The organism is Methanosphaerula subterraneus, from assembly GCF_052055875.1.
GTDB classification, from domain to species: domain Archaea; phylum Halobacteriota; class Methanomicrobia; order Methanomicrobiales; family Methanospirillaceae; genus Methanosphaerula; species Methanosphaerula subterraneus.
Genome location: NZ_CP170508.1, coordinates 2,212,611 through 2,237,527 on the forward strand (window position 1 = coordinate 2,212,611; position 24,917 = coordinate 2,237,527).

Annotated in this window: 29 protein-coding genes and 2 tRNA genes; 19 read left to right on the forward strand and 12 right to left on the reverse strand. The window is 56.6% G+C overall.

Annotated features, from left to right (window positions below; all coding sequences use genetic code 11):
* Position 1: 1 nt before the first annotated feature.
* Positions 2-277, reverse strand: a complete 276-nt coding sequence (locus tag ACFKSJ_RS10815) for a hypothetical protein (RefSeq protein WP_440949809.1) — start codon at positions 275-277, stop codon at positions 2-4.
* Between the two features lie 228 nt (positions 278-505).
* Between ACFKSJ_RS10815 and ACFKSJ_RS10820 the strand changes: the two genes are divergently transcribed.
* Positions 506-1,357: a UbiA family prenyltransferase gene (locus ACFKSJ_RS10820; protein WP_440949810.1), complete on the forward strand. Its 852-nt coding sequence runs from the start codon at positions 506-508 to the stop codon at positions 1,355-1,357.
* Here the strand turns inward: ACFKSJ_RS10820 and ACFKSJ_RS10825 are convergent.
* A complete protein-coding gene (locus ACFKSJ_RS10825) occupies positions 1,354-2,136 on the reverse strand; it encodes a helix-turn-helix transcriptional regulator (protein ID WP_440949811.1) in 783 nt (260 codons plus the stop codon). The two genes, ACFKSJ_RS10820 and ACFKSJ_RS10825, sit on opposite strands and share 4 nt — an antisense overlap.
* Before the next feature lie 277 nt (positions 2,137-2,413).
* On the opposite strand from ACFKSJ_RS10825, the gene ACFKSJ_RS10830 reads away from it, so the two are divergent.
* A complete protein-coding gene (locus ACFKSJ_RS10830) occupies positions 2,414-3,451 on the forward strand; it encodes a hypothetical protein (RefSeq protein WP_440949812.1) in 1,038 nt (345 codons plus the stop codon).
* A 62-nt stretch (positions 3,452-3,513) separates the two neighbouring features.
* Here the strand turns inward: ACFKSJ_RS10830 and ACFKSJ_RS10835 are convergent, their stop codons facing one another.
* Positions 3,514-4,626 carry a hypothetical protein gene (locus tag ACFKSJ_RS10835; RefSeq protein WP_440949813.1) on the reverse strand — a complete coding sequence of 371 codons (1,113 nt, stop codon included), beginning with the start codon at positions 4,624-4,626 and terminating at the stop codon, positions 3,514-3,516.
* Between the two features lie 323 nt (positions 4,627-4,949).
* Here ACFKSJ_RS10835 and ACFKSJ_RS10840 point away from each other — a divergent pair, with 323 nt between their 5' ends.
* The 3 genes from ACFKSJ_RS10840 (at position 4,950) to ACFKSJ_RS10850 (ending at position 8,230) form a co-directional block, all read left to right on the forward strand.
* Positions 4,950-5,627, forward strand: a complete 678-nt coding sequence (locus ACFKSJ_RS10840; RefSeq protein ID WP_440949814.1) for a hypothetical protein — start codon at positions 4,950-4,952, stop codon at positions 5,625-5,627.
* Complete coding sequence (locus ACFKSJ_RS10845) at positions 5,624-5,899, forward strand: winged helix-turn-helix domain-containing protein (RefSeq protein WP_440949815.1); 276 nt, start codon at positions 5,624-5,626, stop codon at positions 5,897-5,899. Before ACFKSJ_RS10840 ends, ACFKSJ_RS10845 begins: the two co-directional genes overlap by 4 nt.
* A gap of 93 nt (positions 5,900-5,992) precedes the next feature.
* Complete coding sequence (locus ACFKSJ_RS10850) at positions 5,993-8,230, forward strand: beta-propeller domain-containing protein (protein WP_440949816.1); 2,238 nt, start codon at positions 5,993-5,995, stop codon at positions 8,228-8,230.
* Positions 8,231-8,254: 24 nt separating this feature from the next.
* Here ACFKSJ_RS10850 and ACFKSJ_RS10855 read toward each other — a convergent pair whose 3' ends face one another.
* Positions 8,255-8,635 carry a hypothetical protein gene (locus ACFKSJ_RS10855; RefSeq protein WP_440949817.1) on the reverse strand — a complete coding sequence of 127 codons (381 nt, stop codon included), beginning with the start codon at positions 8,633-8,635 and terminating at the stop codon, positions 8,255-8,257.
* A gap of 143 nt (positions 8,636-8,778) precedes the next feature.
* On the opposite strand from ACFKSJ_RS10855, the gene ACFKSJ_RS10860 reads away from it, so the two are divergent.
* Together ACFKSJ_RS10860 and ACFKSJ_RS10865 are read left to right on the forward strand one after the other, a co-directional pair.
* Positions 8,779-9,288 carry an FUSC family protein gene (locus ACFKSJ_RS10860; protein WP_440949818.1) on the forward strand — a complete coding sequence of 170 codons (510 nt, stop codon included), beginning with the start codon at positions 8,779-8,781 and terminating at the stop codon, positions 9,286-9,288.
* Positions 9,289-10,056, forward strand: coding sequence for a hypothetical protein (locus ACFKSJ_RS10865; protein ID WP_440949819.1), 768 nt, complete (start codon positions 9,289-9,291; stop codon positions 10,054-10,056).
* Between the two features lie 22 nt (positions 10,057-10,078).
* Here ACFKSJ_RS10865 and ACFKSJ_RS10870 read toward each other — a convergent pair whose 3' ends face one another.
* Complete coding sequence (locus tag ACFKSJ_RS10870; protein WP_440949820.1) at positions 10,079-10,660, reverse strand: HD domain-containing protein; 582 nt, start codon at positions 10,658-10,660, stop codon at positions 10,079-10,081.
* 325 nt (positions 10,661-10,985) lie between these two features.
* On the opposite strand from ACFKSJ_RS10870, the gene ACFKSJ_RS10875 reads away from it, so the two are divergent.
* Entirely contained in the window at positions 10,986-11,117 is a 132-nt protein-coding gene (locus tag ACFKSJ_RS10875; protein ID WP_440949821.1) for a symporter small accessory protein, read from the forward strand.
* Entirely contained in the window at positions 11,107-12,669 is a 1,563-nt protein-coding gene (locus ACFKSJ_RS10880; RefSeq protein WP_440949822.1) for a sodium:solute symporter family protein, read from the forward strand. Before ACFKSJ_RS10875 ends, ACFKSJ_RS10880 begins: the two co-directional genes overlap by 11 nt.
* A gap of 90 nt (positions 12,670-12,759) precedes the next feature.
* On the opposite strand, the gene ACFKSJ_RS10885 is transcribed toward ACFKSJ_RS10880, so the two are convergent.
* Positions 12,760-13,119 (reverse strand): heavy metal-binding domain-containing protein, encoded by a 360-nt coding sequence (locus tag ACFKSJ_RS10885; protein ID WP_440949823.1) that lies wholly within the window; start codon positions 13,117-13,119, stop codon positions 12,760-12,762.
* Positions 13,120-13,394: 275 nt separating this feature from the next.
* Between ACFKSJ_RS10885 and ACFKSJ_RS10890 the strand changes: the two genes are divergently transcribed.
* Both ACFKSJ_RS10890 and ACFKSJ_RS10895 read left to right on the forward strand, forming a co-directional pair.
* Positions 13,395-13,832 carry a cupin domain-containing protein gene (locus ACFKSJ_RS10890; RefSeq protein ID WP_440949824.1) on the forward strand — a complete coding sequence of 146 codons (438 nt, stop codon included), beginning with the start codon at positions 13,395-13,397 and terminating at the stop codon, positions 13,830-13,832.
* Between the two features lie 192 nt (positions 13,833-14,024).
* Positions 14,025-14,225 (forward strand): hypothetical protein, encoded by a 201-nt coding sequence (locus ACFKSJ_RS10895; RefSeq protein WP_440949825.1) that lies wholly within the window; start codon positions 14,025-14,027, stop codon positions 14,223-14,225.
* Positions 14,226-14,528: 303 nt separating this feature from the next.
* On the opposite strand, the gene ACFKSJ_RS10900 is transcribed toward ACFKSJ_RS10895, so the two are convergent.
* Positions 14,529-14,723 carry a hypothetical protein gene (locus tag ACFKSJ_RS10900; RefSeq protein WP_440949826.1) on the reverse strand — a complete coding sequence of 65 codons (195 nt, stop codon included), beginning with the start codon at positions 14,721-14,723 and terminating at the stop codon, positions 14,529-14,531.
* A gap of 174 nt (positions 14,724-14,897) precedes the next feature.
* Here ACFKSJ_RS10900 and ACFKSJ_RS10905 point away from each other — a divergent pair.
* Positions 14,898-14,968: transfer RNA gene (locus tag ACFKSJ_RS10905), tRNA-Cys, on the forward strand.
* A gap of 179 nt (positions 14,969-15,147) precedes the next feature.
* Here the strand turns inward: ACFKSJ_RS10905 and ACFKSJ_RS10910 are convergent.
* Positions 15,148-16,155 (reverse strand): diacylglycerol/lipid kinase family protein, encoded by a 1,008-nt coding sequence (locus ACFKSJ_RS10910; protein ID WP_440949827.1) that lies wholly within the window; start codon positions 16,153-16,155, stop codon positions 15,148-15,150.
* 188 nt (positions 16,156-16,343) lie between these two features.
* Here ACFKSJ_RS10910 and ACFKSJ_RS10915 point away from each other — a divergent pair.
* Positions 16,344-16,414: transfer RNA gene (locus ACFKSJ_RS10915), tRNA-Cys, on the forward strand.
* Between the two features lie 99 nt (positions 16,415-16,513).
* On the opposite strand, the gene ACFKSJ_RS10920 is transcribed toward ACFKSJ_RS10915, so the two are convergent.
* Complete coding sequence (locus tag ACFKSJ_RS10920) at positions 16,514-16,975, reverse strand: ribbon-helix-helix protein, CopG family (protein WP_440949828.1); 462 nt, start codon at positions 16,973-16,975, stop codon at positions 16,514-16,516.
* Between the two features lie 344 nt (positions 16,976-17,319).
* Here ACFKSJ_RS10920 and ACFKSJ_RS10925 point away from each other — a divergent pair, with 344 nt between their 5' ends.
* From ACFKSJ_RS10925 to ACFKSJ_RS10950, 6 genes are all read left to right on the forward strand, one after another.
* Complete coding sequence (locus tag ACFKSJ_RS10925) at positions 17,320-17,463, forward strand: hypothetical protein (protein ID WP_440949829.1); 144 nt, start codon at positions 17,320-17,322, stop codon at positions 17,461-17,463.
* A gap of 133 nt (positions 17,464-17,596) precedes the next feature.
* On the forward strand, positions 17,597-19,156 hold the full coding sequence (locus tag ACFKSJ_RS10930; protein ID WP_440949830.1) for a carbohydrate-binding protein: 1,560 nt from the start codon (positions 17,597-17,599) through the stop codon (positions 19,154-19,156).
* Positions 19,157-19,192: 36 nt separating this feature from the next.
* Positions 19,193-19,390, forward strand: a complete 198-nt coding sequence (locus ACFKSJ_RS10935; protein ID WP_440949831.1) for a PspC domain-containing protein — start codon at positions 19,193-19,195, stop codon at positions 19,388-19,390.
* Positions 19,391-19,490: 100 nt separating this feature from the next.
* Positions 19,491-19,691, forward strand: coding sequence for a hypothetical protein (locus tag ACFKSJ_RS10940; protein WP_440949832.1), 201 nt, complete (start codon positions 19,491-19,493; stop codon positions 19,689-19,691).
* A 64-nt stretch (positions 19,692-19,755) separates the two neighbouring features.
* Positions 19,756-20,325, forward strand: a complete 570-nt coding sequence (locus ACFKSJ_RS10945) for a flavodoxin family protein (RefSeq protein WP_440949833.1) — start codon at positions 19,756-19,758, stop codon at positions 20,323-20,325.
* Positions 20,326-20,469: 144 nt separating this feature from the next.
* A complete protein-coding gene (locus ACFKSJ_RS10950; RefSeq protein WP_440949834.1) occupies positions 20,470-21,828 on the forward strand; it encodes a hypothetical protein in 1,359 nt (452 codons plus the stop codon).
* An 85-nt stretch (positions 21,829-21,913) separates the two neighbouring features.
* Here the strand turns inward: ACFKSJ_RS10950 and ACFKSJ_RS10955 are convergent, their stop codons facing one another.
* The 3 genes from ACFKSJ_RS10955 to ACFKSJ_RS10965 form a co-directional block, all read right to left on the reverse strand.
* Complete coding sequence (locus ACFKSJ_RS10955) at positions 21,914-22,402, reverse strand: hypothetical protein (protein WP_440949835.1); 489 nt, start codon at positions 22,400-22,402, stop codon at positions 21,914-21,916.
* Positions 22,403-23,217: 815 nt separating this feature from the next.
* A complete protein-coding gene (locus ACFKSJ_RS10960) occupies positions 23,218-23,703 on the reverse strand; it encodes a hypothetical protein (RefSeq protein ID WP_440949836.1) in 486 nt (161 codons plus the stop codon).
* A 126-nt stretch (positions 23,704-23,829) separates the two neighbouring features.
* Complete coding sequence (locus ACFKSJ_RS10965) at positions 23,830-24,204, reverse strand: type IV pilin (protein ID WP_440949837.1); 375 nt, start codon at positions 24,202-24,204, stop codon at positions 23,830-23,832.
* Positions 24,205-24,917: the final 713 nt, after the last annotated feature.

Genomic DNA, 24,917 nt, shown 5'->3' on the forward strand with positions numbered 1-24,917 from the left:
TTTACTCTCTCTGTTCCCGGGTGATCGCCCCGCCGGCTGCCCTGACCGCCCTCTCAATCTCTTCAAGTAACGCTTCATCGTTCAGGGCGAAGTCCAGCAGTTCGTACTGGTTCACCAGGGCGATCGGTTTGAGGATGACCATCGGCCGTTCCCCGGCGGTCTCACCCGGATAATCGGCCGGCACCACGGTCATCGTCTCGTCCTTCCATATCGCGATGTTCCCGACCCCGGCCTCATCCCAGAGTTTCCTGACAATGTCCTGCGTAATCATAGACACTTCCCACCCTCCGGTTCACGAAAGAGAGGTCATCCTGTATAAATAGTCGTATTCCCGAGGAACCCGGAGAGGTCTTCCGGTTTTTCCGCCGGTCGATCCCTGTTCATCTGGCCCGGCGATGCAGCAGACCGATTGGTGATACGGCGTAAGGTACCGTCGGCAGATTACAACCAGACGATTTTTTTCAATGCGGTTATAATAATAGATCAAAAGAAATTTTTTTAAGGTGTGACTCTATTCGCCACACCAACCATGCGACTGCTGAATTCTTCAACCGTTGTCGCACTATCAGGAGGACTTCGGCTGCATATCGCCTTCCTCCTCGCAGGTATCGCCACGAAAATTCCGGTATACTGTGCCTGTATACTGATCATCTATTCCACCTACACCCTCGACCGTGCCCTCGACTGTAAAGAGGACGCGATCAATAAGAGTGAACTGTGCGGTGCAGATCGGAACACCGGCATCATCGCCAGTGTCGTGACATTTCTTCTGGGTGCATCGATCCTCGGCATGGACGGAATATACCTCGCCCCTTTCTTCCCCTTCATCGTGGGTTACTTCTACACCCGCGGGATCCGGATCGGGTCCCATACCATCAAACTCAAGGGAAGTGTCGGTGTCAAGAACGTCATCGTCGGCATCACGTGGGGTGGAACGATCGCCCTGATTGTTGGCCAGTGGACCAGCAGCATCGTGACGGTCGCCATCATCTTCCTCTTCTATGGATCGAGAGTATTCGTCAATTCGTGCGTGAACGATTTCAAGGATGTCAGGGGGGACATGGCTGCAGGTATCCGGACACTGCCGGCCTGTCTCGGTGAGAATTTAACCAGAAAAGTGTTGATCCTGATCCTGCTGGGGCTGTACGGTGTTATGATCTATGCGCTCAATCTCCAGATAATCCGGAGCGAATGGATCATCCTGCTCTTCAGCCTGGTGATCACCATCCTGTTTCTGATGGTCTACTCCTCGTCCTTTGAAGACAAACCCGCACTCATCTACAGAAAGTTGAGGGAGTTTGTGATCAGCTGGGAGGCGGTCATCGGACTGGCCATCAGGGCGTGTGTTGTGGGTTAATCCAGAGACTCAATTTTTTCTGATCGGTCCCTGTAGTACGAGAAGATCCGCTCCCCCCACGCACGTGCCGACGGTTCGAGGCTGACCAGATCGTTTTTGGAGTCAAAGACGCCGTTATTGTAGAACAATGAGATCGAAAAGTACGAGTCCGTGACCGTGTACGAGAATTTTATATCCTCCTTCGATACGTACACGCTCGAAGACTGGAATTTTAACCCCTCTTCAAAGGCATCGTAGTACTTGTCTTTCATGATCTTGAACACGCCCGGCGTCAGGATCAACGAGGCTTCCACCCCGGTTTTTGCGAGGTTTAAGAAGAATTCCGGGTACCGGGGGTGTACTGCATGGGATATGCCTTTCAATGTCTTCGACCCGGCGATATTGTTCAGAAAGGTGGTGATATCGAAGATCTCTTCATCAGAGTTTTCAATGATCCGGTAATTTCCGAGGTCGCTGATATCGAGAAGCAGTTCATGTGGAAGTGCATCGAGGGAGTGTTCGTGCCAGTACTTCTTCTCTCTGTCAAAGACATCCATTGTTTTTATCAGGGGGATCATCTGTGCTGTCAGCACTCTTCCCATCGGTGTGAGAGAGAAATTCTTTCCGTCTCTCGCAATCAGGCGTTCTTCTTCGAGTATTTTTACCTGGGGGAGCATTCCGGTCGAGGTGACGCCCAGGGTATGTTTAATCTCATCCCATTCCTTCGGCCCGCTGCTCAGGAGAATCAGGAGATTGCGCCTCTTCTCAGAGGCAGAGATGACACTTAAGAGATCGCTCATTTTATTTCTCACCTGATTGTAACAGACGTATTCGTTTTTTCTATGAAAATACCTCTGTAATTTTCATCCAGAACAGTCGTTCCGACCTGGAATCAGGGAGCCTGTACTGAATGTTCCTCCAGCATACTGATGCCGGGGATTATAATGGTGTTATTTTTTTTAATGACGTTAAAATCGTCAAATGGGTAATGATATACATTATTGCCTGAATAATATGCGTTGTGTGTGAGTAATAATGACAGTAATCCCTGATCGCAAGCGCGCAGATTATCTGCTGATGGATACTACCCCCGGCCTTCAGAGTGTCATTGACTCCCCCGGTGTCTTTCGGGGCATTGCCGAAGTCGTCGACAATGATATCATTGACATCACTGATAATCCAAGCACTTCTGGATTTCTGAAACAGAAAAAGGGGACTTCCCGACCCCGGATCATGCCGGGTACGAATGATCTCGTGCGGCACAATCATACCTGGATCCGGCACTGCGTGGAGAGCCGATCCCTGGACGAGCCTGTCTCCTTTGAATACATCCTGTGGTTCGATGAAGATGAACGAACCTTCTCTGCAACGGTCAGGTACCTGTGCGTGTCGGTATGCGGGTATCCACGATTTGCATATGTTATCACTGATATCACCGACCGAAAACGACTGGAACATCAGTTCGCCCTCACTCGCAAGAAGCTCGACCTCATGAATATCGTCGCCTGGCATGAGATCCAGAACAAAATTAACGGTATACGGGGATATGTCGACCTTTCAAAGGATCTGATCTCAGATAAGAAGGGGATGGCATTCATCGAAGCAGAGGAGCGGCTGCTCAAACAGATCCATGACCTGCTCCAGTATACGACCGAGTACCAGAAGATTGGAACACTTCCCCGCCAGTGGATGAATGTTGAGGATGCGGTCCGCCGGGTTTTATCCCGAAGTGGAGGCGATCTGTTCAGGATCGGCCTTGATCTCGACCACCTGGAGATCTTCTGTGACCCGACCCTTGACAAGATGTTCGCCCTCCTGATCGAATATACCCTGAAGAACCAGAGCACGGATCCCGAGGTCAGGATCACCTGCACAGAGGTGCCGGATGGTCTGCACCTCGTCTATGAGGACAACAGTGCCGGCCTTCCCCACAACAGGAAGGAGGATCTCTTCACGCGAGAGGTCGTCAGGGCCCAGGATTACTGCATCGCCTTTGTGCACGATATTCTCGAATGTTCCCGGATGAGTATCCGGGAGACCGGTGAACCCGGCAGGAGTGCACGGTTTGAGATCCTGGTGCCACACGGGTTGTTCCGCTTCACCGGAGTGGCATAACCCGGTCACCTCCCGCCCCTGCCTTCCGGATGTCCGGCCGGCACCACCCCACCGATGTACATCTACGATTTCTTCAGCAGATCGGTGATGATATTCTTCGCCAGTGCGTCCCGTTCATCCCGTTTACGTTTCAATTCATTCGCAGACATCTGCCCGGGATTCATGATTTCATGATCGAGTCTGTCGACCCGGGTCCTGTAATTCAGGTCATTGTAGATCCTTATCGCTTCGATCAGGGTGTCGGGCGCCTGCTGCTGACCCTCCTTCATGCCATAGAACCGTGAGAGGATTGCAGCACTCGCGGCAACCTGGGTAAAAGACGTGAGGTTTTTATTCTCGGTCCCATCCAGACTGATGACAATGAACGGGACGTCTCCATCATATGCTTTACCCGTTATGTCGACGACCTGGCCGGTCTTATCGATATGATAATTCTCCCGGAACGATGGATCCAGCCTGTCCACATTCTGATCCGTTACCAGCCCGAAACCGCTTGGAACCGATGGTGCACCGGGGAGGAGAAAGTCCAGCCCTTCAGATGTTGAGAATGCCGGTCTGCCATCGAAGAGTGATTCCCCGGCGTTGCCGACGAGTTTTGCGATCGCACTCAGGCCCAGGATATACGTGCTGGAGGGGAGGAAGAGAGGAATTCCGGCAACAGCCAGGAAAGCAGTGCTCATCGTCGTGAAGAACTGCTGGGGAAAGGTATCAAAGATCATTGAAAGATCAAGAGTGAGAGAATTCTCGATAAGGGCTGGTGAATAGAAGACATAGGGAGTTCCCTGCGAGCTCACCGGCGGACGCACCAGGGTGGTTTTGGGGGATACCTTATCCACCAGGAAGTTGAGTGCACGGGGCTTCGCCTCGAAACTGGTGATACTCTTCACGGCAGATGTCACCAGCATTGACGTGCTTGAACCCAGTGGACCCAGGAGGGATCGTGGATACGTGCCGGTGTAGATCTGACGGATCATGATGGTCAGCGGCTTACCGATACCAATCGGTTCAAAGGGGATATAGTTCCCTGAGGTCAGATTCCCGGTCGAAAACGCGACACTCAGCATCTGTTTCTGTGGACCCTGGCCGGGGCCGAATACTGACAGTTTTCCGGCTTGAATGGTCTCATAGTACTCCTCCTTACTGACGATCGCATCTCCTGGGGCAAAATAAAACATCGATCAGATCACCTCCTTCATGAGGTTCTGCCAGAACCGCCTCGCACCTCATCTCTGGTCGACTCCAGTGACCTCAGTGAATGACGAGAGATATATTTTATTGCATATATAATTTTTGCAATTTAAATCCAGATCTCGCAGTAAAACTATTTCTGGATGATATCCGGCGGTTTCTGGTTTTTCCTTGCCGGAACGTATTGTACCTGGCAGGGGGATTCCCGGACAATTGTTCGCTTCCTGCGGCCGGCGAAGGCCCGGAGCCCGGGCGGACTGCTGCTATGTATTTCAGATTCATGGTTCTATTTATCATAACCACGCGAACAATGAGACCAGTGAAAGCCGCCATGAACAAGCATCTGCGTGAACAGTTCAAGGGTGAACTCCGGACGTTCTTCACCCTCTCCCTGCTGAACCTGGTCTTCGCCGCACTGACGATGGCTTTTGGAGTCACCATCATCGTCCAGCAGGCCACCTCGATGGCCGAGGGCCTCAGGGCCGGCCTCCCTGCCAACGCATCGCCGGTGATCCTCGTCATTGCGGTCCTGGCATTTCTGCTGGGACTGAAATGGATCACCGCCAGCGCCAGGATCTTTGGTGGAATAGAGGAGATCAGGGAGGCTTCGACGGCCCTGGCCGGTCAGGGTACAGAGGAGGAGGTCACCGGGCTGATCGTCAGGATGATCACCCATTACCGGGAGAACAAACAGGTCATCGAGCAGATGATCCTCGTCTGCACCCTGGGTGGCTGCTGTTTCCTCGTGCTCGGGATCCTGAACAGCGTCGAGTTCGTCTCCACGGGGGTGAGCTCCGGGACGTTCCGGGTCGACCTCCTCAATTCCCTCCTCCTCCCATCGGCACTGATCACCCTCTGTATGGGTCTGGTCAGTCTCCTCAACTCGTACCTCTTCTGGAAGTACTCCTCGGTCTGGGACCGGCGGATGGAGGAGATCACCCGGTCGGAAGCAGAACTCCAGAGAACGATGGAGCAGTACAGCCCATGAGCGGAAGGCGGACCCCCTACGAGATCTACTGGGAGATCCTTGTCTTCTGCAGAACCCCGAGGTCGTTCACCGGGATCATCAACCGCTGTGATCTCAACTCCAGGGCCGGGCAGGAGTACCTGGAGTTCCTGGTCGGCAGGGGGTACCTGGTGAGGATCGTAGAGGGAGAGAAGACCACCTATGCCGCAACCGAACGGGCAGCCGGGTACACCGCCCTCTTCTCCAAACTCTACCAGGACCTCTTCGACACGGTCCCGGGGTTCCGACTGTAGGGGAAGGGGAGTCGACGGCCCCCCGTCTCTCCCCGCATGGTTGCACGCACCGCCAGCTTGATCACCTCACCTCTCCATATTCTGCATCTGATCATGTCGCATTCGAGACCTGTCCTCCTCGTCGCCTTCCTCCTTGTCATGGGAGTCCTTGCCTCGGGGTGCACCGTCACTCCCACGCCGGCACCTGCGGACCAGAAGGATCTCAAAGATCTGAAGAAGTTCAATTCCACCGCCGAGATCGAGCAGTACCTCCGGGCGGCCGGGTCGATCGGCGGGACGCAGCCGGTCGGGGAGGGAGCCATCAAGGACAGCATGGCCGTCCCGGCCTCGGCAGGTACCGACGCCGGGGCCGTCGACTACTCGCGGACGAATGTCCAGGTGGCCGGGGTGGACGAGCCGGACATCGTGAAGAACGACGAGCGGTACATCTACACGATAGCAGGGTCGGCGCTGGTGATCGTCGACGCGTACCCGGCGGCGAACGCCTCGGTCGTCTGGAGGACCGACCTTGCCGACACCCCCCGTGACCTCTTCGTGGCTGATGACCGGCTCGTCCTCTTCACCGCGGGGTCAGGGGGATCGGCAGCGGCGGGGGTCTCCTCACCGACGGGTGTCGGAGGGGCGATCGCTCCGGCACCACCGATACGGAGGTACTCCCCGGTCACCCATGCGGTCGTCTACGACATCACGGACCAGAAGAATCCGAAGGTGATGAAGGACTATACGATCGACGGGGAGTACCTCGATGCCCGAATGATCGACTCGTTCGTCTACCTGGTCACCCGGGAGCAGATCTTCCCGTACCCTGACGACCCGATTGTCATCCCGGCACTCCGTGAAGGCACAAGGACCGTCGTCCAGCCGGATGTCTGGTACTTCGACAATCCCGACCGGCAGTACACCTTCACCACCATCACCGCCCTCGATGCGACGAGCGGGAACGAGAAGGATGCCCAGACCTACCTGCTCGGCAGCGGAACCACCCTCTCTGTCTCGCATGAGGCGATCTATGTCAGTTTCCAGCAGTACCGCCCGGCCGTTCATCCTCTGCAGAAAGGTACCGGCATCGTCCAGCCGCAGCCGGCATCCCTCACCGGGAGTGCGGGTTCCGGGGGTTCTGTAACGGGTTCTTCGGGTAATTCAACAGGTTCCACCGGGGGTTCTTCCGGGTTTTCGACCTCATCCGGGGTTGCATCGGGCACCTCTTCGGGTTCTCCGGGCACCTCATCGTCCGGTGCATCGGCAGCGGTGGCCCCGGTCCCGTCAGACTTCAACACCCAGAGCGCCGAGCAGCGGCAGGTGATCCTCGCTCGTCTCAGAGCCGCCGAAGAGGAGGCCCTCAGAGCGCAGGAGGCGGACCAGACCACCACCGTGATCCATAAGATTGCGATTCAGAAGGGCACGATCACGTATCTGGCGAAGGGGGAGGTGCCGGGGGTCGTGAAGAACCAGTTCTCGATGGACGAGTACAACAGCACCCTCCGCGTGGCCACCACGTCCAGTATCTTCACCCGCTCAGGACAGTACACGTACAGCAACGTCTTCGTCCTGAACGGGGAGATGGAACAGATCGGTGCACTGACGCATATCGCCGGCCAGGAGACGATCTATGCCACCCGGTTCGTCGGTGACCGGGTGTACCTGGTCACCTTCCGGCGGGTCGACCCCTTCTTCGTCATCGACCTCGCAACACCGGAGAAGCCGAAGGTCCTTGGAGAGCTGAAGGTTCCCGGGTACTCCGACTATCTTCACCCGTATGACGCCACCCATATCATCGGTATCGGCAAGGAGACGGCGACCACCGACTGGGGCGGGGTCTCCACCTCGGGGGTCAAGCTCGCCCTCTTCGATGTCTCTGATGTGGCCAGTCCGAGACAGGTCGATTCGGTGCAGATCGGGGACGCCGGCTCCGACTCGGCTGCCCTCTCCGACCACCACGCGTTCCTCTTCATCACGAGCAGGAACCTGCTCGTGATCCCGGTCAGGGCGGTGTCGCCGGCCCGGGGCAGCGGTGGGGACTCCTCCATCAGCCGGCAGCAGGTCTGGTACGGGGTCTACGTCTTCTCCGTCACCCCCGAGATCGGGTTCCAGTTGGAAGGGACGGTCCAGCACGGGACCGGGGAGGGCGCGTACTCGTACTACGGCAGTTCCCCCTATGAGGTGAAGCGTTCCCTCTTCATCGGGGACGTGCTGTACACGATCTCCTCCCGGCAGATCAGAGCGAACCCGCTCGACAACCCGAACACCACTCTCTCGACGGTTCCCCTGCCCGGCTCTGACCGCATCTATTACCCTCTCCAGGGCGACGTTCCCGAAAACCCCCCTTTTTGATCTACAAAATGTGTGTGATCTGGATCAGAGACCGATCCGGTTCTGATCTCTCCTGATCAGTCCAATCCCAACGCCCAGAGGGATCAGGAATGTCACAAGATAGTAGACGATTACGTCGGCCTGGTAGTAGGATTGGGATGAGAAGAGGAGCACAATGAAGAGATAGTCGCCCACCATGGCGATCACGGTCCAGGCGACTGCGACCTGCAGGTAATGGACGAACGGCAGTTCGCGGCCCCGAAACCATCGCCAGGTGACGCCGATCATCACCGGCGTCAGCACGACAAAGAGGATCCAGCCCATGGTCCCGGGCGGCACGATGAAGTAGAGGACGAGCGAGAGGAGGTACCCGATCAGCCAGAAGGCCAGTCCCAGCCCGAGGGTGTCACGGAGAAACTGATGCATGGGGGAGGATGGATGAAGCGAACAGATAGCAATTTCGCTTTGTAATCCGGACCGGGAGATCCGATCAGGCCGGCCGATCCCGGGGACTGATGATACCCGATCCGACATTTTTTCCGAGCGTCGAAAGAGAGGTATGGTGAACCATGAGTGGACAGGTCCAGAACGTCACCATCGCCGTCCAGTACTCGCTCGTATCCCTGCTGGCCTACTTCGGGGCGTACTTTCTCACGGGATCGTTCTCCGAAACACCCTTCTTGACGACCACCGGGGCGCTCTGGTCGATGATCTCGGGGATCGTGGTGATGCAGGAGACCCGGCAGGGCACCATCGACACCGCATGGCTCCGGATCCTCGGGTCGCTGATCGGGGCGGTGATAAGCGCTCTCTACCTCTCGTTCCTGCCGTTCAACCCGTTCGGGATGGCGGTCACGATCGGCCTGACCGTCCTGATCTGCCAGGAGCTTCATGTCCCGGGCCACTCCCGCCTCGCCGCCCTGACCGTCGGGGTGATCATGGTGATCTCGTTCCTGAACCCCGACCTGAACCCGGTCGTCAACGCCGGCCTCCGGTTCAGCGAGTCGATCATCGGCAGTGGCGCCGCCATCCTCCTGATCGCGGCCTGGCCGTCCCCGGCGGAATCCCCTGAGGAGTAGATGATGGACCGTCACCTCTCCGCCGCTGGCCCGGTCCTCGACTGGCTCTCTGCCAGTGGGATCACCGCAATTCCCTGCCGGCCCCGTTCCAAGAGCCCGGTCTCTGCGATCTCACGCTATGGAGTCTACCAGGATCGCCCCCCGTCGGCCTCGGCCCTCCTCGCACGGTTCGGCCGCGAGCGGTTCGGCAGGGAGGTCCGGGACTCGTTCCATCTCCCGACGCCAGAACGGCTCGCCGCGATCGAACAGTTCTGGCAGGCCCCCGGGGTCAGACGGTGGGGGCCCGAAGTTCTCTCCATCTCGATCGACATGAACTATCCGACCACGGATCACTACACGATCTGCTGCCTGGATATCGACGACGAGGAGCACCTCTCCCTCCTCGACGATCCAGTCTTTCTGCTCTGTCCGGTGGTGACCGGGGAGAAGGGGGGGAAAGGCTTCTTCAAACTCGACCGGCAAGGGGCCTGGACCCGGCCGATCACCCAGTTCGCCGGTTCGGAGTCGCTCACCCGGGGTTCCCCTGCGTTCGAGGTCTTCACCTGCTCCAAGCATGCGCTGATCTTTGGCGAGCACCCATCCTTCACGCCTGATCGACCGATCCGGTACCGGGTCACCCGTGGATTCTCCGACCCGTTTCCGGTCATTCCCTGGCAGACAGCCCTCGCTGCGGTGACGCGGTACGCCCGTGACGAGGGGCTGGCGGTCAGAAGAGGGGCCGGCCCCGGCCTGGACCAGGCCGACCTCTCCACCTGGCTCTCCCGATGAGCCCCCAGAAGAGATGCTCCACTCAGGGCAGGTGAAGTTCGGCCTCGAAGGCCCTTAAAAAATCGTTCAACACCGTCTGCCGCTCCTCGGCGATCCCCCGGGCGCCCCGGGTGTACATCATCCCCTTCAACTTCAACAGTTTTTCATGGATATGATCGATGGCGTCCGTCATCGTCCTGTTCCGTTCACCGGCCTGCATGAACGCCCGGGCGATGCCGATCGCACCCATCGCGTCCAGCTTGTCCGCATCGGAAAGGACCATCGCCTCCAGAGTCTCAGGCCGGTTCTCGGAACGGTACCGGTGTGTCCGTATGGCGTGGGTGATCTTCGGGATCAGGGTCTCATCATACCCGATCGACCTGAGGAACTCATCTGCGATCAGCGCCCCAGCCTTCTCATGGGCGACTCCCTGCTCCTCTTCGAGGGGGCGAGCGATGTCGTGCAGCAGGGCTGCTGGAAGTACCACCCTCATATCGGCTCCTTCATCTTCCCCCAACCGTTCGCAGAGCCGGGTAACCCGGAGTGTATGGTCGAACCCGTGCGACCCGGACTCCTCAAAGACTGTCTGTACGTACGCGATTATCCTCTCGATCTTCTCCTGCATCGGTCACGTCCCTGTAGTACCATCGTCGACGGACTATTTCAGGATCATCACCGATCGGTCCGTCACAACCCGGGTGGATGAGATCCGGTGATCTCCCCCTCTTCGATACAGGACCGCGTGCCCCTTTTTGCATACACCATGCCACCCATTATCTTAAATACTGAAAGATCCCATGCGAAGTAGGTAAGCCGATGCAAATTTGTACCATTTACACCGGTGGATTCATTTCATCCTCAATTTTCTTCGTGTTTAGATAGGGGACCGGAATTATTCCGATCCCCTGGTATCGACAACGCTGACAGTTTACCGAAGGTTTTGGAGAACCATGTTATCATTATTTGGAATCACTGATCCGGCCATAATTCTTGGCTACGTCCTGTCCATAGGACTCGCAATCGCATGTATCGTGTACGGACTTCTGAACTGGAATCGGGAGGGAGCAAAGGATGGCAGCTGATCCCGTTACGACCGGAGTGCTCGTCTTTGTGTACGTGGCAATAACCCTGGTTCTCGGGTATCTCGGGTACCGGCGGACACACGAGGCAGAGGATTATCTGCTTGCCGGGAGGGACAGCCACCCGGTCATCATCGCCCTCTCGTATGGTGCCACCTTCATCTCAACCTCGGCGATTGTAGGATTTGGCGGAGTTGCTGCAAATCTTGGGATGGGTCTCATCTGGCTTACCGTCTTTAATATTGGAATAGGAATCCTGCTGGCCTTTGTAGTATTCGGTAAGAAAACCCGGGAGAAGGGGCTCAAGACCGGTGCAGTAACCTTCCCTGACCTGATGGGAAAGATATTCAAGAGCCCCGGGCTCCAGTTTCTGAGCGGCCTGATCATCATCATCAGCATGCCGCTGTACACTGCAGCGGTTCTCATCGGTGGTGCGCGTTTTCTCGAGCCGACCCTCAATATCTCCTACACAACTGCACTCCTCATCTTCGCCGTTATTGTGGCGGTCTATGTCATGTACGGCGGACTTATCGCGGTCATGTACACGGACGCATTTCAGGGGGCGATCATGCTCTTTGGTATGGCTATTCTTCTGGTGCTCACCTATGTCTACCTCGGTGGCGTAACTGCCGCACACACCGCACTCGCGGCGATGTCAGATCTGGTTCCCGCCACCCTGAGCGCTCAGGGAATGACCGGCTGGGCATCGATGCCGGCACTGGGATCCCCCATCTGGTTCACCCTGATCACCACTCTGGTTCTTGGTGTGGGGATCGGGGTTCTGGCCCAGCCTCAACTGGTGGTCAGGTTTATGACCGCGAAGGACAACCGGTCTCTCAACCGTGCTGTGCTCATTGGCGGACCGTTCATCCTGATGATGACCGGAGTTGCATTCTCCGTCGGTGCACTCACCAATGTCTACTTCATGCAGCATGCCGGAAAGATAGCGATCGATGCGGCAGGAGGAAACGTCGATTCTATCATGCCGATCTACATCAATGACGCGATGCCCGACCTCTTTGTGATCATATTCATGCTCACCCTCCTCTCTGCAGCCATGTCGACCCTGTCATCGCTCTATCACACCATGGGAACTGCGCTCGTCTGTGATATCTGGGGGCGAGGCCGTGCCTGTACGATGTCAGTCAGGGCAAACCAGATCGGATGTCTGGTCATGGTCGTGATCAGTGTCATCCTCGCTTTCGCTCTGCCGGCAGGTATCATCGCCAGGGCAACGGCAATGTTTATGGGCCTGTGCGCCTCGGCATTCCTCCCCGCTTTTGCGGTCGGGGTCTATGCTCACCATCCATCCCGGTCCGGAGCAGTGTGGAGTATGCTCACCGGTGCGGTCACCTGGTTTGTCTGGACGGCATTTGTCCATACAGCAGAGGCGAAGACGCTCGGAATTTCTCAGTTCCTGACCGGCTCTCAATCCGTTCTCGGTCTTCCCTGGTCAGTCGTCGACCCCCTGGTCATTGCTCTCCCCCTCTCACTCATCGTGATGATCCTATTCCAGCTGAAGGAGAAAGGAGAGATCGACCCGGTCATGGCCTGACCCTCCATGACATACGGGAAGTATCCGGGAAGAGCCGATAACCCACGCTCGCGTCATGCTGATACGAGTTTCTCCCCGGCTCTCTTCGTATCAGGTGAGCCTGACAGGGTTGGACGGGGCTGTCTCGGGCTCGATGATCACCGCGGTGCCGTAGGCCAGCACCTCGGTCATCGACTGACCGATCTCTGAAGAGTCGAATCCGACGCTGATGACTGCGTTGGCCCCCATCGTGGTTGCATGATCCTTCATCCGTTCGATGGCCTGGGCTCGCGATTCGTTGAGGAGCTCGGTGTACTCATGGATCTCCCCTCCGGTGATCGTTCTGAGGCCGGCGACGATGTTCCCCCCGAGCCCCCGACTCCGAACGATCAGGCCCCAGGTGAACCCAATATTCTTCGTGATCTTATATCCGGGCACAAACGGGGTACTTACGATGATACAGTCTGCCATAGTAATCAGACCATGACTATGATCATGCAGCGTATTGAGTCTTTTTATGTTATTTCGCATGCCGGCGCGCAGGGGCAGGGAGCCTGGCCGGTCTGTGTGGCGGGAATTTCCAACAATCCATGTGTTCTTTCTGAACAGCTATCGGATCATGGGGGGAATTTTTCTTCCTGGTGAGCAAAGGATTCTAATGCTTAGCATCCATTACTTTCATTGAGATCGATCGGATTTGTGAGGGCCGCGCCTCATACGATCCTGGAATGATCAGGTTGGTGGATATGAAAGAACTGCGGATGCACACTGATATCGAAAATGGTTCTGTGATCCTCCCCCACGCACTGATTCATGCATCTGCGATCCCCTGGGTTCCTCATTCCCGTCTGGCCGGGGTTTTTTTAAAGGACCTGGTCTCCTCCGGGGAGACCCGTGGCTCGTTCAGTTATCATCTTGTCCGGGTGGAACGGCAGGCCGCGGTTCCGGATCATGTCCATGCCGACCAGTGGGAGTGGAACATGATCCTGGAAGGGAGCGGGGTGTTTCTGATGGGGGAGGATGAAATTCAGGTCAAACCGGGCCAATCCTACGGAATACCCCCCGGGGTCAATCATACGATCACCGCAGGTGACGAGACTCTCACCCTCTGTGCGTTCTTCTTCCCGGATGTGGCGAGGAACCGGTACTGGGGTCTGTTGAAAGAGAGACGGGCCCGTTCCTGATCAACCGCTCACCTGCCTGGTGCTGCTGGTTGATGGGACAGGAGGGATCGAAAAAGTTAACAATTGTGAACTTCAACCAGTTACTGTGATACGTCATGAGTGATCGTTTTTGTCTCCGCACGTGAGATCCTGGGCGACAGCCCGAAAGACCGCATAATCAACCTCCCGCCTTCGGCCAAGCTCGTATATAGGGTGCTTGAATCGGATGGTGCACTGACCCAGAAGGACCTGATTGAAAGGACCACGCTCCCTTCCCGGACGGTTCGGTACGCGATCGGAAGGCTGCGTGACGTGGGTATCCTCTCTGTCCGGTTTTATATCCCCGATGCCCGTCAGAGCCTCTACGGGCTCAAGGCAGCGCCTGAAGGGGTGGTGTCAACGACCCCGGCCTGAACGGGCAAAGGCCTGTTCCCTTCTCTCTTTAGACAGGATTTATCGTTCAGGGATGAGTCTGACCTGGAGTTGATCGACGTGGTAATCGGAACTGGCCGCGATATTTTCGAATCTTCAATGGTCGACGGCACGGGGGGTCTCCCTTTTTTCACGTTCATCATGGTCCAGGAATGGGGCCGGCGCCATAACCTTCACGGCTGTGGGATCGATCTTCACCCGAATCGGTGTCCTGATAGTCTTTTCATCTCCAATTATGACGAATTTTGGCGGTTCTGTCTCAACAACTGTCGATTCGGTTTTGTATCATCGCGATTCCGGAAAGGTCAGGTGACGTCCAACGAAGAAGCCGATCCAGAACTTCAGCCCCTGCCATCTGCCGAGGGAGTCCATCAGGAAGATGATCAGGGTCCCGTTGTCGATATGGGCGTCCGGAGAAAATTTACGGGTTCCATAAAAACTGCCGTTTGCCATGATCAACAACTGTCTGGTGTCGATCACTCTGGTCTCTGTCCCCAGGGTGATCGTGCACCTGAAGAGTTTTCACCCTTCTTCGAGCGGGTGTTGACGATCAAGACCGCCTGCTCTCTCCTTCCCGGCAAAAATCACCGAATTCTGAGAGTATATGTCTGGAGACGATCAACAGTAGTATCAGCGTGTGACAGACACGAAGATGCCCGGATGGCAGAGAGGCTATGCGTCCGACTGCAGATCGGAGAAGATGAGTTCAATTCTCATTCCGGGCTTATGATGGCAGGGGACAGTCACCTGATCCCTGTGAGAACTCTTGGGGGTTCTTTGAGGTTCTTTACGGGTTCCGAGGGGTGCTTTCGAGGGTTTTATCGGGTTCTTCGCATTTCTCTGCCGGGATGCGGGCCAGTGACGACAACTCCCCGATCGAAAGACCGGGTTCTCCTTGCCCGGTTCAGATGAAGTACCGGTCAGGATCATATCCGGACTCTTTTTCCTCTGTCGCCGGAGCGGGTGTCTCCTCTTCTCGCCGTTCATCATGGTCATGGAATGAGGCCGGCGCCATGATCTTCACCGCGGCGGGATCGATCTTCACCTGAATCGGTGTCCTGACGGTCTTTTCACCCCCGATTATAACGTATTTTCGTGGTTCGGTCTCAATGATGGCGGATTCGGTCTTGTATAGGCGCGATTCGGGGAACTTCAGGTGATGTCCGAGGATGTAACCGATCCAGAACTTCAGCCCCTGCCATCTGCTCAGGGAGTCCATCATGAAGATGATCAGGGTCCCGTTGTCGATATGGGCATCTGGGGAGAATTTTCGAGTTCCATAAAAACCGCCGTTCGCAATGATCACCTGTCGGGTGTCGACCTCCACGGTCTCTCTCTCCAGTCTGATCGTGCACCTGAAGAGGTCCAGGGAGATCAGATATTTTGTCTCATACAGCAGGTACGATGCGATCCCGAGATACCGTTTCAGGCGTCGCGGGGTTGCCGATATGATGTCTCGTGAGAATCCGATCGATGCGACGTTGATAAAGTACTGACCATTGATCATCCCGAGGTCCACATCCACCACCTTTCCCTGCACGATGGCATCCACCGCCCCTTCCAGGTTCATCGGGATGCCCATGGACCTGGCAAAGTTGTTGGCCGTTCCCAGGGGTAGAACCCCGAGCACCAGGTCGCGGTGAACGAAGAGGTCGATGACGGTGTTGAAGGTTCCATCACCACCCCCAACGATGATGAGCGTGTGCCCCTCTCCGATCACCTGGAGAATGACCTCTCTCAGTAATCCCGGGTCTCTGACCGGGTGGGATGCAACGACATCGATGCCTCTGGATTGCAGGAGATCCCGGGCTCTCTGGAAGAGTTTCTCACCTTTCCTCGAGTGGGTGTTGACGATCAACACCGCCTGCCTCTTCTGTCGCAGGATCCCTGCGAGTTCCTGTTTACTTTTCATTTCGTCTTCCAGGAAACCCCGACCTTCTCTGGTATTGGAAGAATGTCGGGACTGTATCCATAGATCTCCCTATCAATAAATGGTGACCGTCCCCTCCCTCCTTCCCGGCAAAAATCACCGGATTCTGAGGGTATATGTCTGGAGACGATCAACAGGAGTATCAGCGTGTGACAGGCACGACAGAGAGTGCCCGGATGGCAGAGAGGCTATGCGTCCGACTGCAGATCGGAGAAGATGAGTTCAATTCTCATTCCGGGCTTATGATGACTGGGGACTGGGGTCTGTGACGCCGGTCGAGGAGTCACAGAGCTGATCCCGTACCTTTTTAGTTTGTCCCTGCTGCCATGGTGTATGCAGATTATTCCCAGAATCTCCACCAGGGAGGCCGGGCTGATACTGATGGTTCGGGAAGGGAGGGGCCGGCCTGGATCCTGGCCTGCTGTTGCTGCTGCAGCAGGACCTGGTACCGCTCCCCCTGGTCAAGGAGCCGGTCGCTGATCCCCTTGAGGTCAGCGATCCGCTGGTCCTTCTCCTCGAGCAGTCCTCCCAACCGCCTCACTTCCGCTTCGAGGTCAGTGATCTGCAGGGATGTATCCGGGTTCTTTGGGGTTCTATAGGGGTTCTCAAGGGTGCTTTCAGAGGGGATGTCGGGGATGTCGGTGCGATCGATGGGGTTATCAGGAACTTCGCGCTCCTCTGCCCGGGTGCAGGCCAGGGTGACGATCTGTCGGATCCATTCGGTCCTGGTCACGCCCTCTGTTGATGCCCTGGCATCGATGAGCGCAATGATATCGTCTGGAATGCTTACCGAGAACTTCATGGTGATGCGTTGGTGGGGTTCCCTCTTCTATCTTCCGTATCTGCGGCCAGAATCCGGGGTTCTTACAGGTTCTTTTCGGGTTCTCATGGGTTCTAAAGGGGAACCCCTATCACCTTGTCTGGCGTGTTAACGCCGTCAGAACTCCGTCCGTGCTGGGGTATCCGGGAACGTCCGGATGGGATCGGTCCACCTCATCAGACCCTGTACCACACTGGCAGGGGATTGCCCCATCGAACCGATCGTCGGGTTACCAACCCGGTTGAGGGGTCCTGTATCCATAGTTATATACACCCTTACCGGGTATTCCCTTCTGTCGACACATGTCGACATCGAGGAACTACGGAATGTCCAAAAACAAGGGCCGTGAGACGGTACCAACCAAGAGTATGCCCGCTGAGAAGAGTGCACCCGCGGAACGGGTCGAGAGTTCAGTCAGGTCACCTGCCAAGAAGGCGCACCCTGCCAAGCACCCTCATGGCCGGAACTGAGCACTGCATTCGTTTAATGCGGCCTCTGGAAACCATCTCTCTTTTTTTTCTCTCGGTTTGAAATCTTCTCTGACCTGGTCCGCCGGTCCTCGCGGATCCGAGAATTTATCTGATGCCCGGTTCTGTATCTTCTATGTCCAAACAGGATGTGCTTTTCATCCTGCTGCTCCTTCTGATCGCTCCGGTCAGCGCAGGGCTGCAGACTGAGGGGGCCAGGACTGCGCCGCTGATCATCGACCATACCGCGACGGACCTGACCGCTCTCCCCGGAACGGCTATCGCCCTGGCGAAGGAGGATCTCCATATCGTGTACGGCCACACCTCGCACGGCTCCCAACTGACGACCGGGATGACCGGCCTGGTCTCCTTCACCCATGCTCCGTACCCCGGATCCATGTACGCCTGGAACAATGGCGGAACCGGCGGGGCGCTGGACCTTGACGAGCAGGGGGTCTGGAATGATCTCGGCAATCCTGACTTCACCTCCTGGGCTACGATGACCAGGAACTACCTGAACAATCATCATGAGACCAATGTCGTGATCTGGTCCTGGTGTGGAGAACTCTCCTGGGCGACTCCGTCAGATGTCGATACCTATCTCTCCCTGATGGACAACCTCGAGGCCGACTATCCGGATGTCGCGTTTGTGTACATGACCGGCCACCTGGACGGGACCGGCGTATCCGGAAACCTGAACCAGCGGAACAACCAGATCCGGCAGTTCTGCAGGGCGCAGAACAAAGTGCTCTACGACTTCGCCGACATCGAGAGTTACGACCCCGACGGAAACGAGTACCTGAGCCGCGGGGCAGACGACGGCTGTACCTATAACGGCGGGAACTGGGCTACCGCCTGGCAGGACCGGCACACCGAGGGCGTTGACTGGTACCAATGCGATGCAGCGCATACCGAGCCGTTGAACGCGAACCGGAAGGCTTATGCGGCCTGGACCCTCTGGGCCCGCCTCGCCGGCTGGCAGGACGGGCAGGTGCCGGTCACCCCAATCACGACCTCCCCGACGGTGATCCCTCCCCTTCATCAGATCCCGGGAACCGTCCAGGCCGAGGACTATGACGCCGGCGGTGAGGGAGTTGGATATCATGACACCACGCCGACCAATCTGGGGGGTGCCTACCGGACTGACGGGGTCGACATCGAGGGGATCGGTGGTGGCACCGGTTATGCCCTCTGTTATGTCCGGGACGGGGAATGGGCCAGGTACCGGCTGAACGTGACCACGCCCGGCGTATATCGGGTCGATCTGGTCGTATCGAGCCCGGAAGCGGGCCGTTCTGTTACCCTGCTGCAGAACAGCACTCAACTCGGTACGGTCCTTGTGCCTCAGACTGGGAGTTTTGACCGGTATCTGCATGGATCGGCGGAGATTTTTCTGGCCGGCACCGTTCTCCTGACACTCCGGTTCGACGGGGACGGGCAGAACCTGGACCAGTTCTCTCTCACCCGGGTTGAGCCGACTCTCCTCCCGGGCCAGGCCGCCGCCCCGCTCGACCCGGACCATGACGGCCACTGCGAGGACCTGAACGGGAACGGGCAGCAGGACTTCGTCGATGTGGTCCTCCTCTTCAACCAGATGGACTGGATCGATCAGCAGGGTCAGGGGGGGTACTATGACTTCAACGGCAACTCCCGGCTGGACTTCGACGACGTGGTCATGCTCTTTGGCCGGCTCTGAGGTGGATTTATATGGGTGTACCCCCTGGTGGTGACTATGAAACAACTCCATCGATCGCGAAGAGACCGGGTCTTTGCCGGGGTCTGCGGCGGGATAGGCGAGTACTTTGAGATCGATTCAAACCTGGTGCGCCTGATCTGGATCCTGATCTCGCTGGCCGGCGTGGTCCCGGGTGTGCTCCTGTACCTGCTGGCCTGGGTGATCCTGCCGGAGGACGACGAAGCCGAACCGTAGGGGAGGAGATCCTCTCGTGGGTTTCGGCTCTCCGGGATGGGTATATATGTGATGTTGTGTAATCACGTAGCTATTACCCTGGCTTTCGTGGTGATCTGATATGAAGATCAAGAAGAACAGACCAATTGTCTCATCTGATGCGCCGCTCTTCCGAAAGGACAGGCGGCGGTACCTGGACCGTCCCTACGTGGAGCTGGAGGTCGGGCCGATGCTCGCAAACCTCTGTATCGGGTTGTTTGCAGCGGCCACGACGATGGCCGGGTTGACGCTCGGAACATTCCTCCGGCTGGCAGGGTTCTAAAGGGTCCGGGATATCCTCTTTTTTGCGACAGACCTAACAACCAGTGTACCCCATCTCTCACCTGATGACTGATAAGAAGGTCGTGCTGCTCTGCGGCAGCCCACGTCAGGACGGGAACACCCGGCAGGTGCTCGACGAGTGTGCCTCGGTGATCAGGGCATCCGGGGTCGAGGCTGAGGTGATTCCGCTCGGTTCGATGCAGGTCAGGTCGTGCATCGCCTGCATGAAGTGCCGGGAGCTGGGACGGTGTGTCCTCGATGACGGGCTCGACGAGGTGATCGAGCAGGTCCGGGGGGCAGAGGGTTTGATCGTCGGCGCCCCGGTCTATTTCGGGACGGCCCGGGCCGATATGATGGCCGCCCTGCAGCGGATCGGGATGGTCTCGAAGGGGAACGGGAACTTCCTCTCCTGGAAGGTCGGGGGGCCGATCGCTGTGGCACGGCGAGGCGGACAGACCAGCAGTCTGCAGGAGATGCTGATGTTCTTCCTGAGCAACGATATGATTGTGCCGGGTTCTCTGTACTGGAACATGCTCTTTGGCGGGAATCAGGGGGATGTCTGGAAGGACGAGGAGGGGATCCTCGGGATCCGACGGTTCGCCGAGAATGTTGCAGAACTGGTCAAACGGATCTGATCCATCCATGATACGCACGTCGATCTGGATTATTTCTCCAGAAATTCTCTCTTTTCAAATTCTGCGATGCCGTGACCAGAGTTATCATATAAGGGGAGACTCCAACATATTCACATCTATGAGCACCAAGATCGGGGTTCTGATATGAAGAGATCACCGCTGGTCATCACAGCCCTGCTCGCAGTTCTGCTGCTCAGTGCAGGGTGTACCCAGTCCTCTTCATTGACCGTGAAGTTGAGCGATCACCCGTCGTTCGGAACAATCCTGACCGATTCCAACGGGCGTGCGCTCTATTTCCTTGCAAAGGATGTGCCCGGGACCGGGAAGGCCACTGACCTTGGAGAGTTTGGTCGGTATTATCCGCCCTTCTATGCGGAGAACGTGGTCTCTTCGACCGGGATCAATATCTCGGACTTTGGTATTCTGACCCGAACGGATGGGAAGAAGCAGACCACCTACAAGGGCTGGCCGCTGTACTACTACTTCAATGACAAGAATGCCGGCGATCTGAAACTGGACACGGCCTCGAATATCTGGTTTGCGATCCGGCCAGATTTCACGCTGATGGTCGAGGAGAAGGACAACCCCGGTCTGTACCTGACCGATGCCGCCGGGAAGACGCTCTATGTGTACGGGAACGGTTCGGCGAACAGCACGGTTGTCAACCCGGATGTCTCTGTGCCGACGCCGAGCGTGAAGAACGAGACCGGCAAAACTCCATTCTATACCGAGCGGGCTTCCGGTCCGACGGTGCTGAACCTGCGGGACTTCGGGGTCATCAAGCGGCAGGACGGGACCAGGCAGAGCACCTGGCGGGGAATGCCGCTGGCCTATTCGACCGCCGATAAACTGCCCGGGGATACGCTCGGGGAAGGAAACGGCTGGAGTCTCGTCAAGCTGGCGCCGGCGGTCTCGATCGCATCGTTCGGGAATGTGACCCCCGCTGGCCAGACGGTCGGGCAGAACCAGACGCAGAACCAGACCACGAAGGCGACGACCACCGTGACGACGACGGCGACGACCACGGCGACGACGGTGAAGACGACAGAGCCGACGACGGTGGCCACGTCCGCCACGTCGACCTATGTGGTCCCCGCGTATCCGGTCTCCAATGGGGACGGGTCGTATTACTACCCGGTGACGGTGGCGACGAGCCAGACGGCCGCTGATTCGCTCACGCCGAACACGTCCCAGACGATCCTGATCCCGACCGGGCAGGTCGTGACGACCGAGACCCTGGCGCCGGTGACGTCGGTGCAGACGGTGGTGACGAAGACCCAGGTGACCACCAGGACCCAGCAGACGGTCGCTCCGCAGACGACGACGATGGCAACCGTCCTGACGACCGCCCCGCTGACGACGGTGCCATCGGTACCGACCGAGCAGACGACTGCGGTGCAGACGACGGTGCCCCAGGTGCCGACGCAAGCAGTGACGACGGTGCCGCAGCCGGTGATCCCGGTCACGGTGCAGACCACGATCCCGGTACCGGTTCCGGCCTGATCCGGTTCTTCTTTTTAATATTTAGTGAGTGAGAGATCCTTCGCCAGGACGGATAGGGCCCCTGCCGGCATTCCTGTCATCCGTATCAGGGGAAGCGAATCGCTTCACTGGTGCTGCGAAGGGAGGGCGGCCGGTTTGGGCTGCGATGGAACCTGGTGGAATCTGATGGCGCCGGTGCCGGGTTCTTGATCGTATCTCCTCCAGCAGATACGGCCGGCTCCGAGTTCTGGTCGTTTGCAGTAGGGGAGATCTTTTGCGGCACGTTTGCATCAGTTTGCAGCAGACTGCTGCAAACAAGCGGAGCCTTTACCTGGTTCTGATTTTCGATTCCGATACAATCCTCCAGATTCTCATTTTGTTTGCAGCAGATCGCGGGATCGCACACACAGTCACCACCATCACCCTCTTCAATCGGGGGGGTCTGCGTGTTCTCCAGATCTGCTGCAAAGAACGATCTATCTTCCTGTACGCAGGATGATACAGTGTCCGTTTCGCCGGCCGGCGCCGTCTCTGCGTTTTTGTTCTTTGCAGCATCTGCCGCAAACGTGCTGCAAACGTGCCGCAAATGATGCAAATCATCTTCACCCGGACTGGTGACCGCGGCATCTCCGCAGTATCAGCAGGTGGTCGCAGCATCTTTGCAGTTTTTGCTGCTGACTATCGGAGGATATTGTCGGCTGGATTTCTGAATCCGGAGGCGGATACCATTTTTTTATTTTTGTCCGCAGTTTTTTTCCGGAACACACACAGTGACACACGAACTCCCCTCCGGTGAGGGTGCGGGGTGCGTGCTCTTCATTTCTGCTGCGTTTAACGATCCTTCTCTCTGTACGCATAATGATTTATCATCCGTTTCCACAGACGAGGCCGTTTATCGATTTTCATGGTCGCAGTTGAAACTGCGTTTATGCTGCGTATATGCTGCTGATGCTGCTGACAAGTGTTCGACCGCGGATCGGGATCCCGGTCTGGCTCTCACCCGACCTGGGCGACGGGGACGATGAAGACTCCAGATATTTTCAGCATTTTCAGCAGACTTTCAGCACATTTTCAGCAATTGCAGAAAATAAAGCGGAGCCAGATCCGGAAGCCGCTGGCGGAGATCCTAAAGGATCTTCTTGTGTATGTACTGAAGGATCCTTATTTTCAGCAGATCTGAAGAGCACACAGACCCCCCCGATCGCGAGGGCTGATCCGTGTGTGTCCGTGTGATCTGCGATCTGCTGAAAATGAAAATGAAAAAACGTAAATTTCCCTGAATCGACGAAAGGAGATATTCACGGCCCCAGTTGTCTTTCAGCAACTGCTGAAAATCTGCTGAAGTCTACTGAAAATGTACTGATAATGATGAAAATGGTCCAGAGCCGGCGGCAGCAGCTCCAGAGGTATCTACCCTTCCTGTGCCGGCTCCGGCTCTCTCTCTCCTGTTCCCTCCCCTCCCTCATCAACCGGTGAAGCATCGACCGCTTCGTACCGGTACACCCACCACCCGACGACGAAGACGAGCGGCAGCCCCACCGGGATGGCGAAGCCGGCCGGCCCGTTGAGGAGGGGGCCGTACTGCTGCACCAGCGAGGCGAGCATCGCGATGCCGGCGAGGATCGTCAGGAGGCCGGGGACGCGGTGGCGGGTGCTCCTCTTTGCATGCTCATACAGCAGCAGGCAGGTCGCGGCTGCGAGGAGGACGGTGCCGGCCTCCCAGAGAAGGATGGAGATGGCTGATTTGAGGGAGAGGATGCCGGAGGTGACATATCCCAGGTTTGAATAGGCAGAAATCAGGCTTGTTCCCTGATATGATACGATATACGAGAACCATGGGCCTTGTATTCCAGTGCCTAACCAGTCGCCAATGACAAAGATTGTTGAAGGAATCACATTAAGGAGAGATACAATCAGGAGGATTTCATACTTTACACGCATATATCCACCCTCTAGATCGTAGATTTATCAGATCAGTGATTTTCATCCTGTACCTTTGAAAAAAGGATAAATTATGGGAATTTAGTAATTGCTATCCAGAATGACTGATGAAGAGCCATCTTTGAAGCTTGCAGAAACTACAGTATGACCCCGAGGACCAGAAATTGTCACTCCTACATTCGGATTCTCAATTGTTTTAGCATTCGCTCCGTTAAAAGTCGCGGTTATATTTGAAACCTGGTTTGCATCCTGTCCACCCTGATAGGTGATAACGACCTCATTTGGAAATGTAGCATTTATCTGTCCAGTTGCAGCCACAACATGCGACTTGGAAATACTTCCGGACATCCCGAATACGAACGCTGCGATCACTGCTGCGAGAATCACCGTCACCGCGACCATCAGGATGACCCCGATGACCGGCGAAACTGCATCTTCATTTCGTGCCATCTTCATTATGTTCACCTTCAATAATGCAACATCTGTGCATTGCAGTATTGGATGATAATATGCCGCTCAGAGATATAAATCCTGCGAACAGGGATATCTCCCATATCGCCGACTTCTCCACCATTCAGGGGCAGAGCATCAATAAATCAGACGAAAACGGAAACAAAATCCCTCCCCTGAACCGTCTGCCGGCCGGCCGTTCTGCGAGGGATTTTGATCGCAGCCCGCTGAATGTAATCAAGGGTGCAGGAAACTGCACTATAATATAGGGGCAGGACCAGATGAGAATCCATACAGGATCGGGACAATCGGATGGCTGGGGAACCGGTGCGGTTTAGCATCGAAAACCGGCGATCCGGGGGGCAGAACCCTGCATCAGCCGACGATCACCGTGATCGACGATGGGACGTCAATCAGCTGCGGGATCACCCGCCAGAAGCCGGCGGAGATCCGGGGATTTCTGGTATACTCGTGCGCGTCACCTCTACAGCCGGCCGGCCCGGGTCACCCGTCAACCCCAGCCCTCGATGCTCCATCCGTTGCGATCCCATAATCGGCAGATTAGACCGAAATACCAGTATCCCTCTTTATGCTGCTTTTGGTTGAGCGATCACCTCAACCACAAAGGATATATTAAGTGTTCTACTAATATTGAACCATATTCCGTCGTTCGGAGTATAGAGCAAGCAGAACCCGAATTCGACACATGTCGAACAGGC

Bases quoted from the DNA above. Each gene is read 5' to 3' on its own strand.
- ACFKSJ_RS10825 (WP_440949811.1), bottom strand. From the start codon at position 2,136: ATGAGCGATCTCTTAAGTGTCATCTCTGCCTCTGAGAAGAGGCGCAAT.
- ACFKSJ_RS10830 (WP_440949812.1), top strand. From the start codon at position 2,414: ATGGATACTACCCCCGGCCTTCAGAGTGTCATTGACTCCCCCGGTGTC.
- ACFKSJ_RS10835 (WP_440949813.1), bottom strand. From the start codon at position 4,626: ATGTTTTATTTTGCCCCAGGAGATGCGATCGTCAGTAAGGAGGAGTAC.
- ACFKSJ_RS10840 (WP_440949814.1), top strand. From the start codon at position 4,950: ATGAGACCAGTGAAAGCCGCCATGAACAAGCATCTGCGTGAACAGTTC.
- ACFKSJ_RS10845 (WP_440949815.1), top strand. From the start codon at position 5,624: ATGAGCGGAAGGCGGACCCCCTACGAGATCTACTGGGAGATCCTTGTC.
- ACFKSJ_RS10850 (WP_440949816.1), top strand. From the start codon at position 5,993: ATGTCGCATTCGAGACCTGTCCTCCTCGTCGCCTTCCTCCTTGTCATG.
- ACFKSJ_RS10855 (WP_440949817.1), bottom strand. From the start codon at position 8,635: ATGCATCAGTTTCTCCGTGACACCCTCGGGCTGGGACTGGCCTTCTGG.
- ACFKSJ_RS10860 (WP_440949818.1), top strand. From the start codon at position 8,779: ATGAGTGGACAGGTCCAGAACGTCACCATCGCCGTCCAGTACTCGCTC.
- ACFKSJ_RS10865 (WP_440949819.1), top strand. From the start codon at position 9,289: ATGATGGACCGTCACCTCTCCGCCGCTGGCCCGGTCCTCGACTGGCTC.
- ACFKSJ_RS10870 (WP_440949820.1), bottom strand. From the start codon at position 10,660: ATGCAGGAGAAGATCGAGAGGATAATCGCGTACGTACAGACAGTCTTT.
- ACFKSJ_RS10875 (WP_440949821.1), top strand. From the start codon at position 10,986: ATGTTATCATTATTTGGAATCACTGATCCGGCCATAATTCTTGGCTAC.
- ACFKSJ_RS10880 (WP_440949822.1), top strand. From the start codon at position 11,107: ATGGCAGCTGATCCCGTTACGACCGGAGTGCTCGTCTTTGTGTACGTG.
- ACFKSJ_RS10885 (WP_440949823.1), bottom strand. From the start codon at position 13,119: ATGGCAGACTGTATCATCGTAAGTACCCCGTTTGTGCCCGGATATAAG.
- ACFKSJ_RS10890 (WP_440949824.1), top strand. From the start codon at position 13,395: ATGAAAGAACTGCGGATGCACACTGATATCGAAAATGGTTCTGTGATC.
- ACFKSJ_RS10910 (WP_440949827.1), bottom strand. From the start codon at position 16,155: ATGAAAAGTAAACAGGAACTCGCAGGGATCCTGCGACAGAAGAGGCAG.
- ACFKSJ_RS10920 (WP_440949828.1), bottom strand. From the start codon at position 16,975: ATGAAGTTCTCGGTAAGCATTCCAGACGATATCATTGCGCTCATCGAT.
- ACFKSJ_RS10925 (WP_440949829.1), top strand. From the start codon at position 17,320: ATGTCCAAAAACAAGGGCCGTGAGACGGTACCAACCAAGAGTATGCCC.
- ACFKSJ_RS10930 (WP_440949830.1), top strand. From the start codon at position 17,597: ATGTCCAAACAGGATGTGCTTTTCATCCTGCTGCTCCTTCTGATCGCT.
- ACFKSJ_RS10935 (WP_440949831.1), top strand. From the start codon at position 19,193: ATGAAACAACTCCATCGATCGCGAAGAGACCGGGTCTTTGCCGGGGTC.
- ACFKSJ_RS10940 (WP_440949832.1), top strand. From the start codon at position 19,491: ATGAAGATCAAGAAGAACAGACCAATTGTCTCATCTGATGCGCCGCTC.
- ACFKSJ_RS10945 (WP_440949833.1), top strand. From the start codon at position 19,756: ATGACTGATAAGAAGGTCGTGCTGCTCTGCGGCAGCCCACGTCAGGAC.
- ACFKSJ_RS10950 (WP_440949834.1), top strand. From the start codon at position 20,470: ATGAAGAGATCACCGCTGGTCATCACAGCCCTGCTCGCAGTTCTGCTG.
- ACFKSJ_RS10965 (WP_440949837.1), bottom strand. From the start codon at position 24,204: ATGAAGATGGCACGAAATGAAGATGCAGTTTCGCCGGTCATCGGGGTC.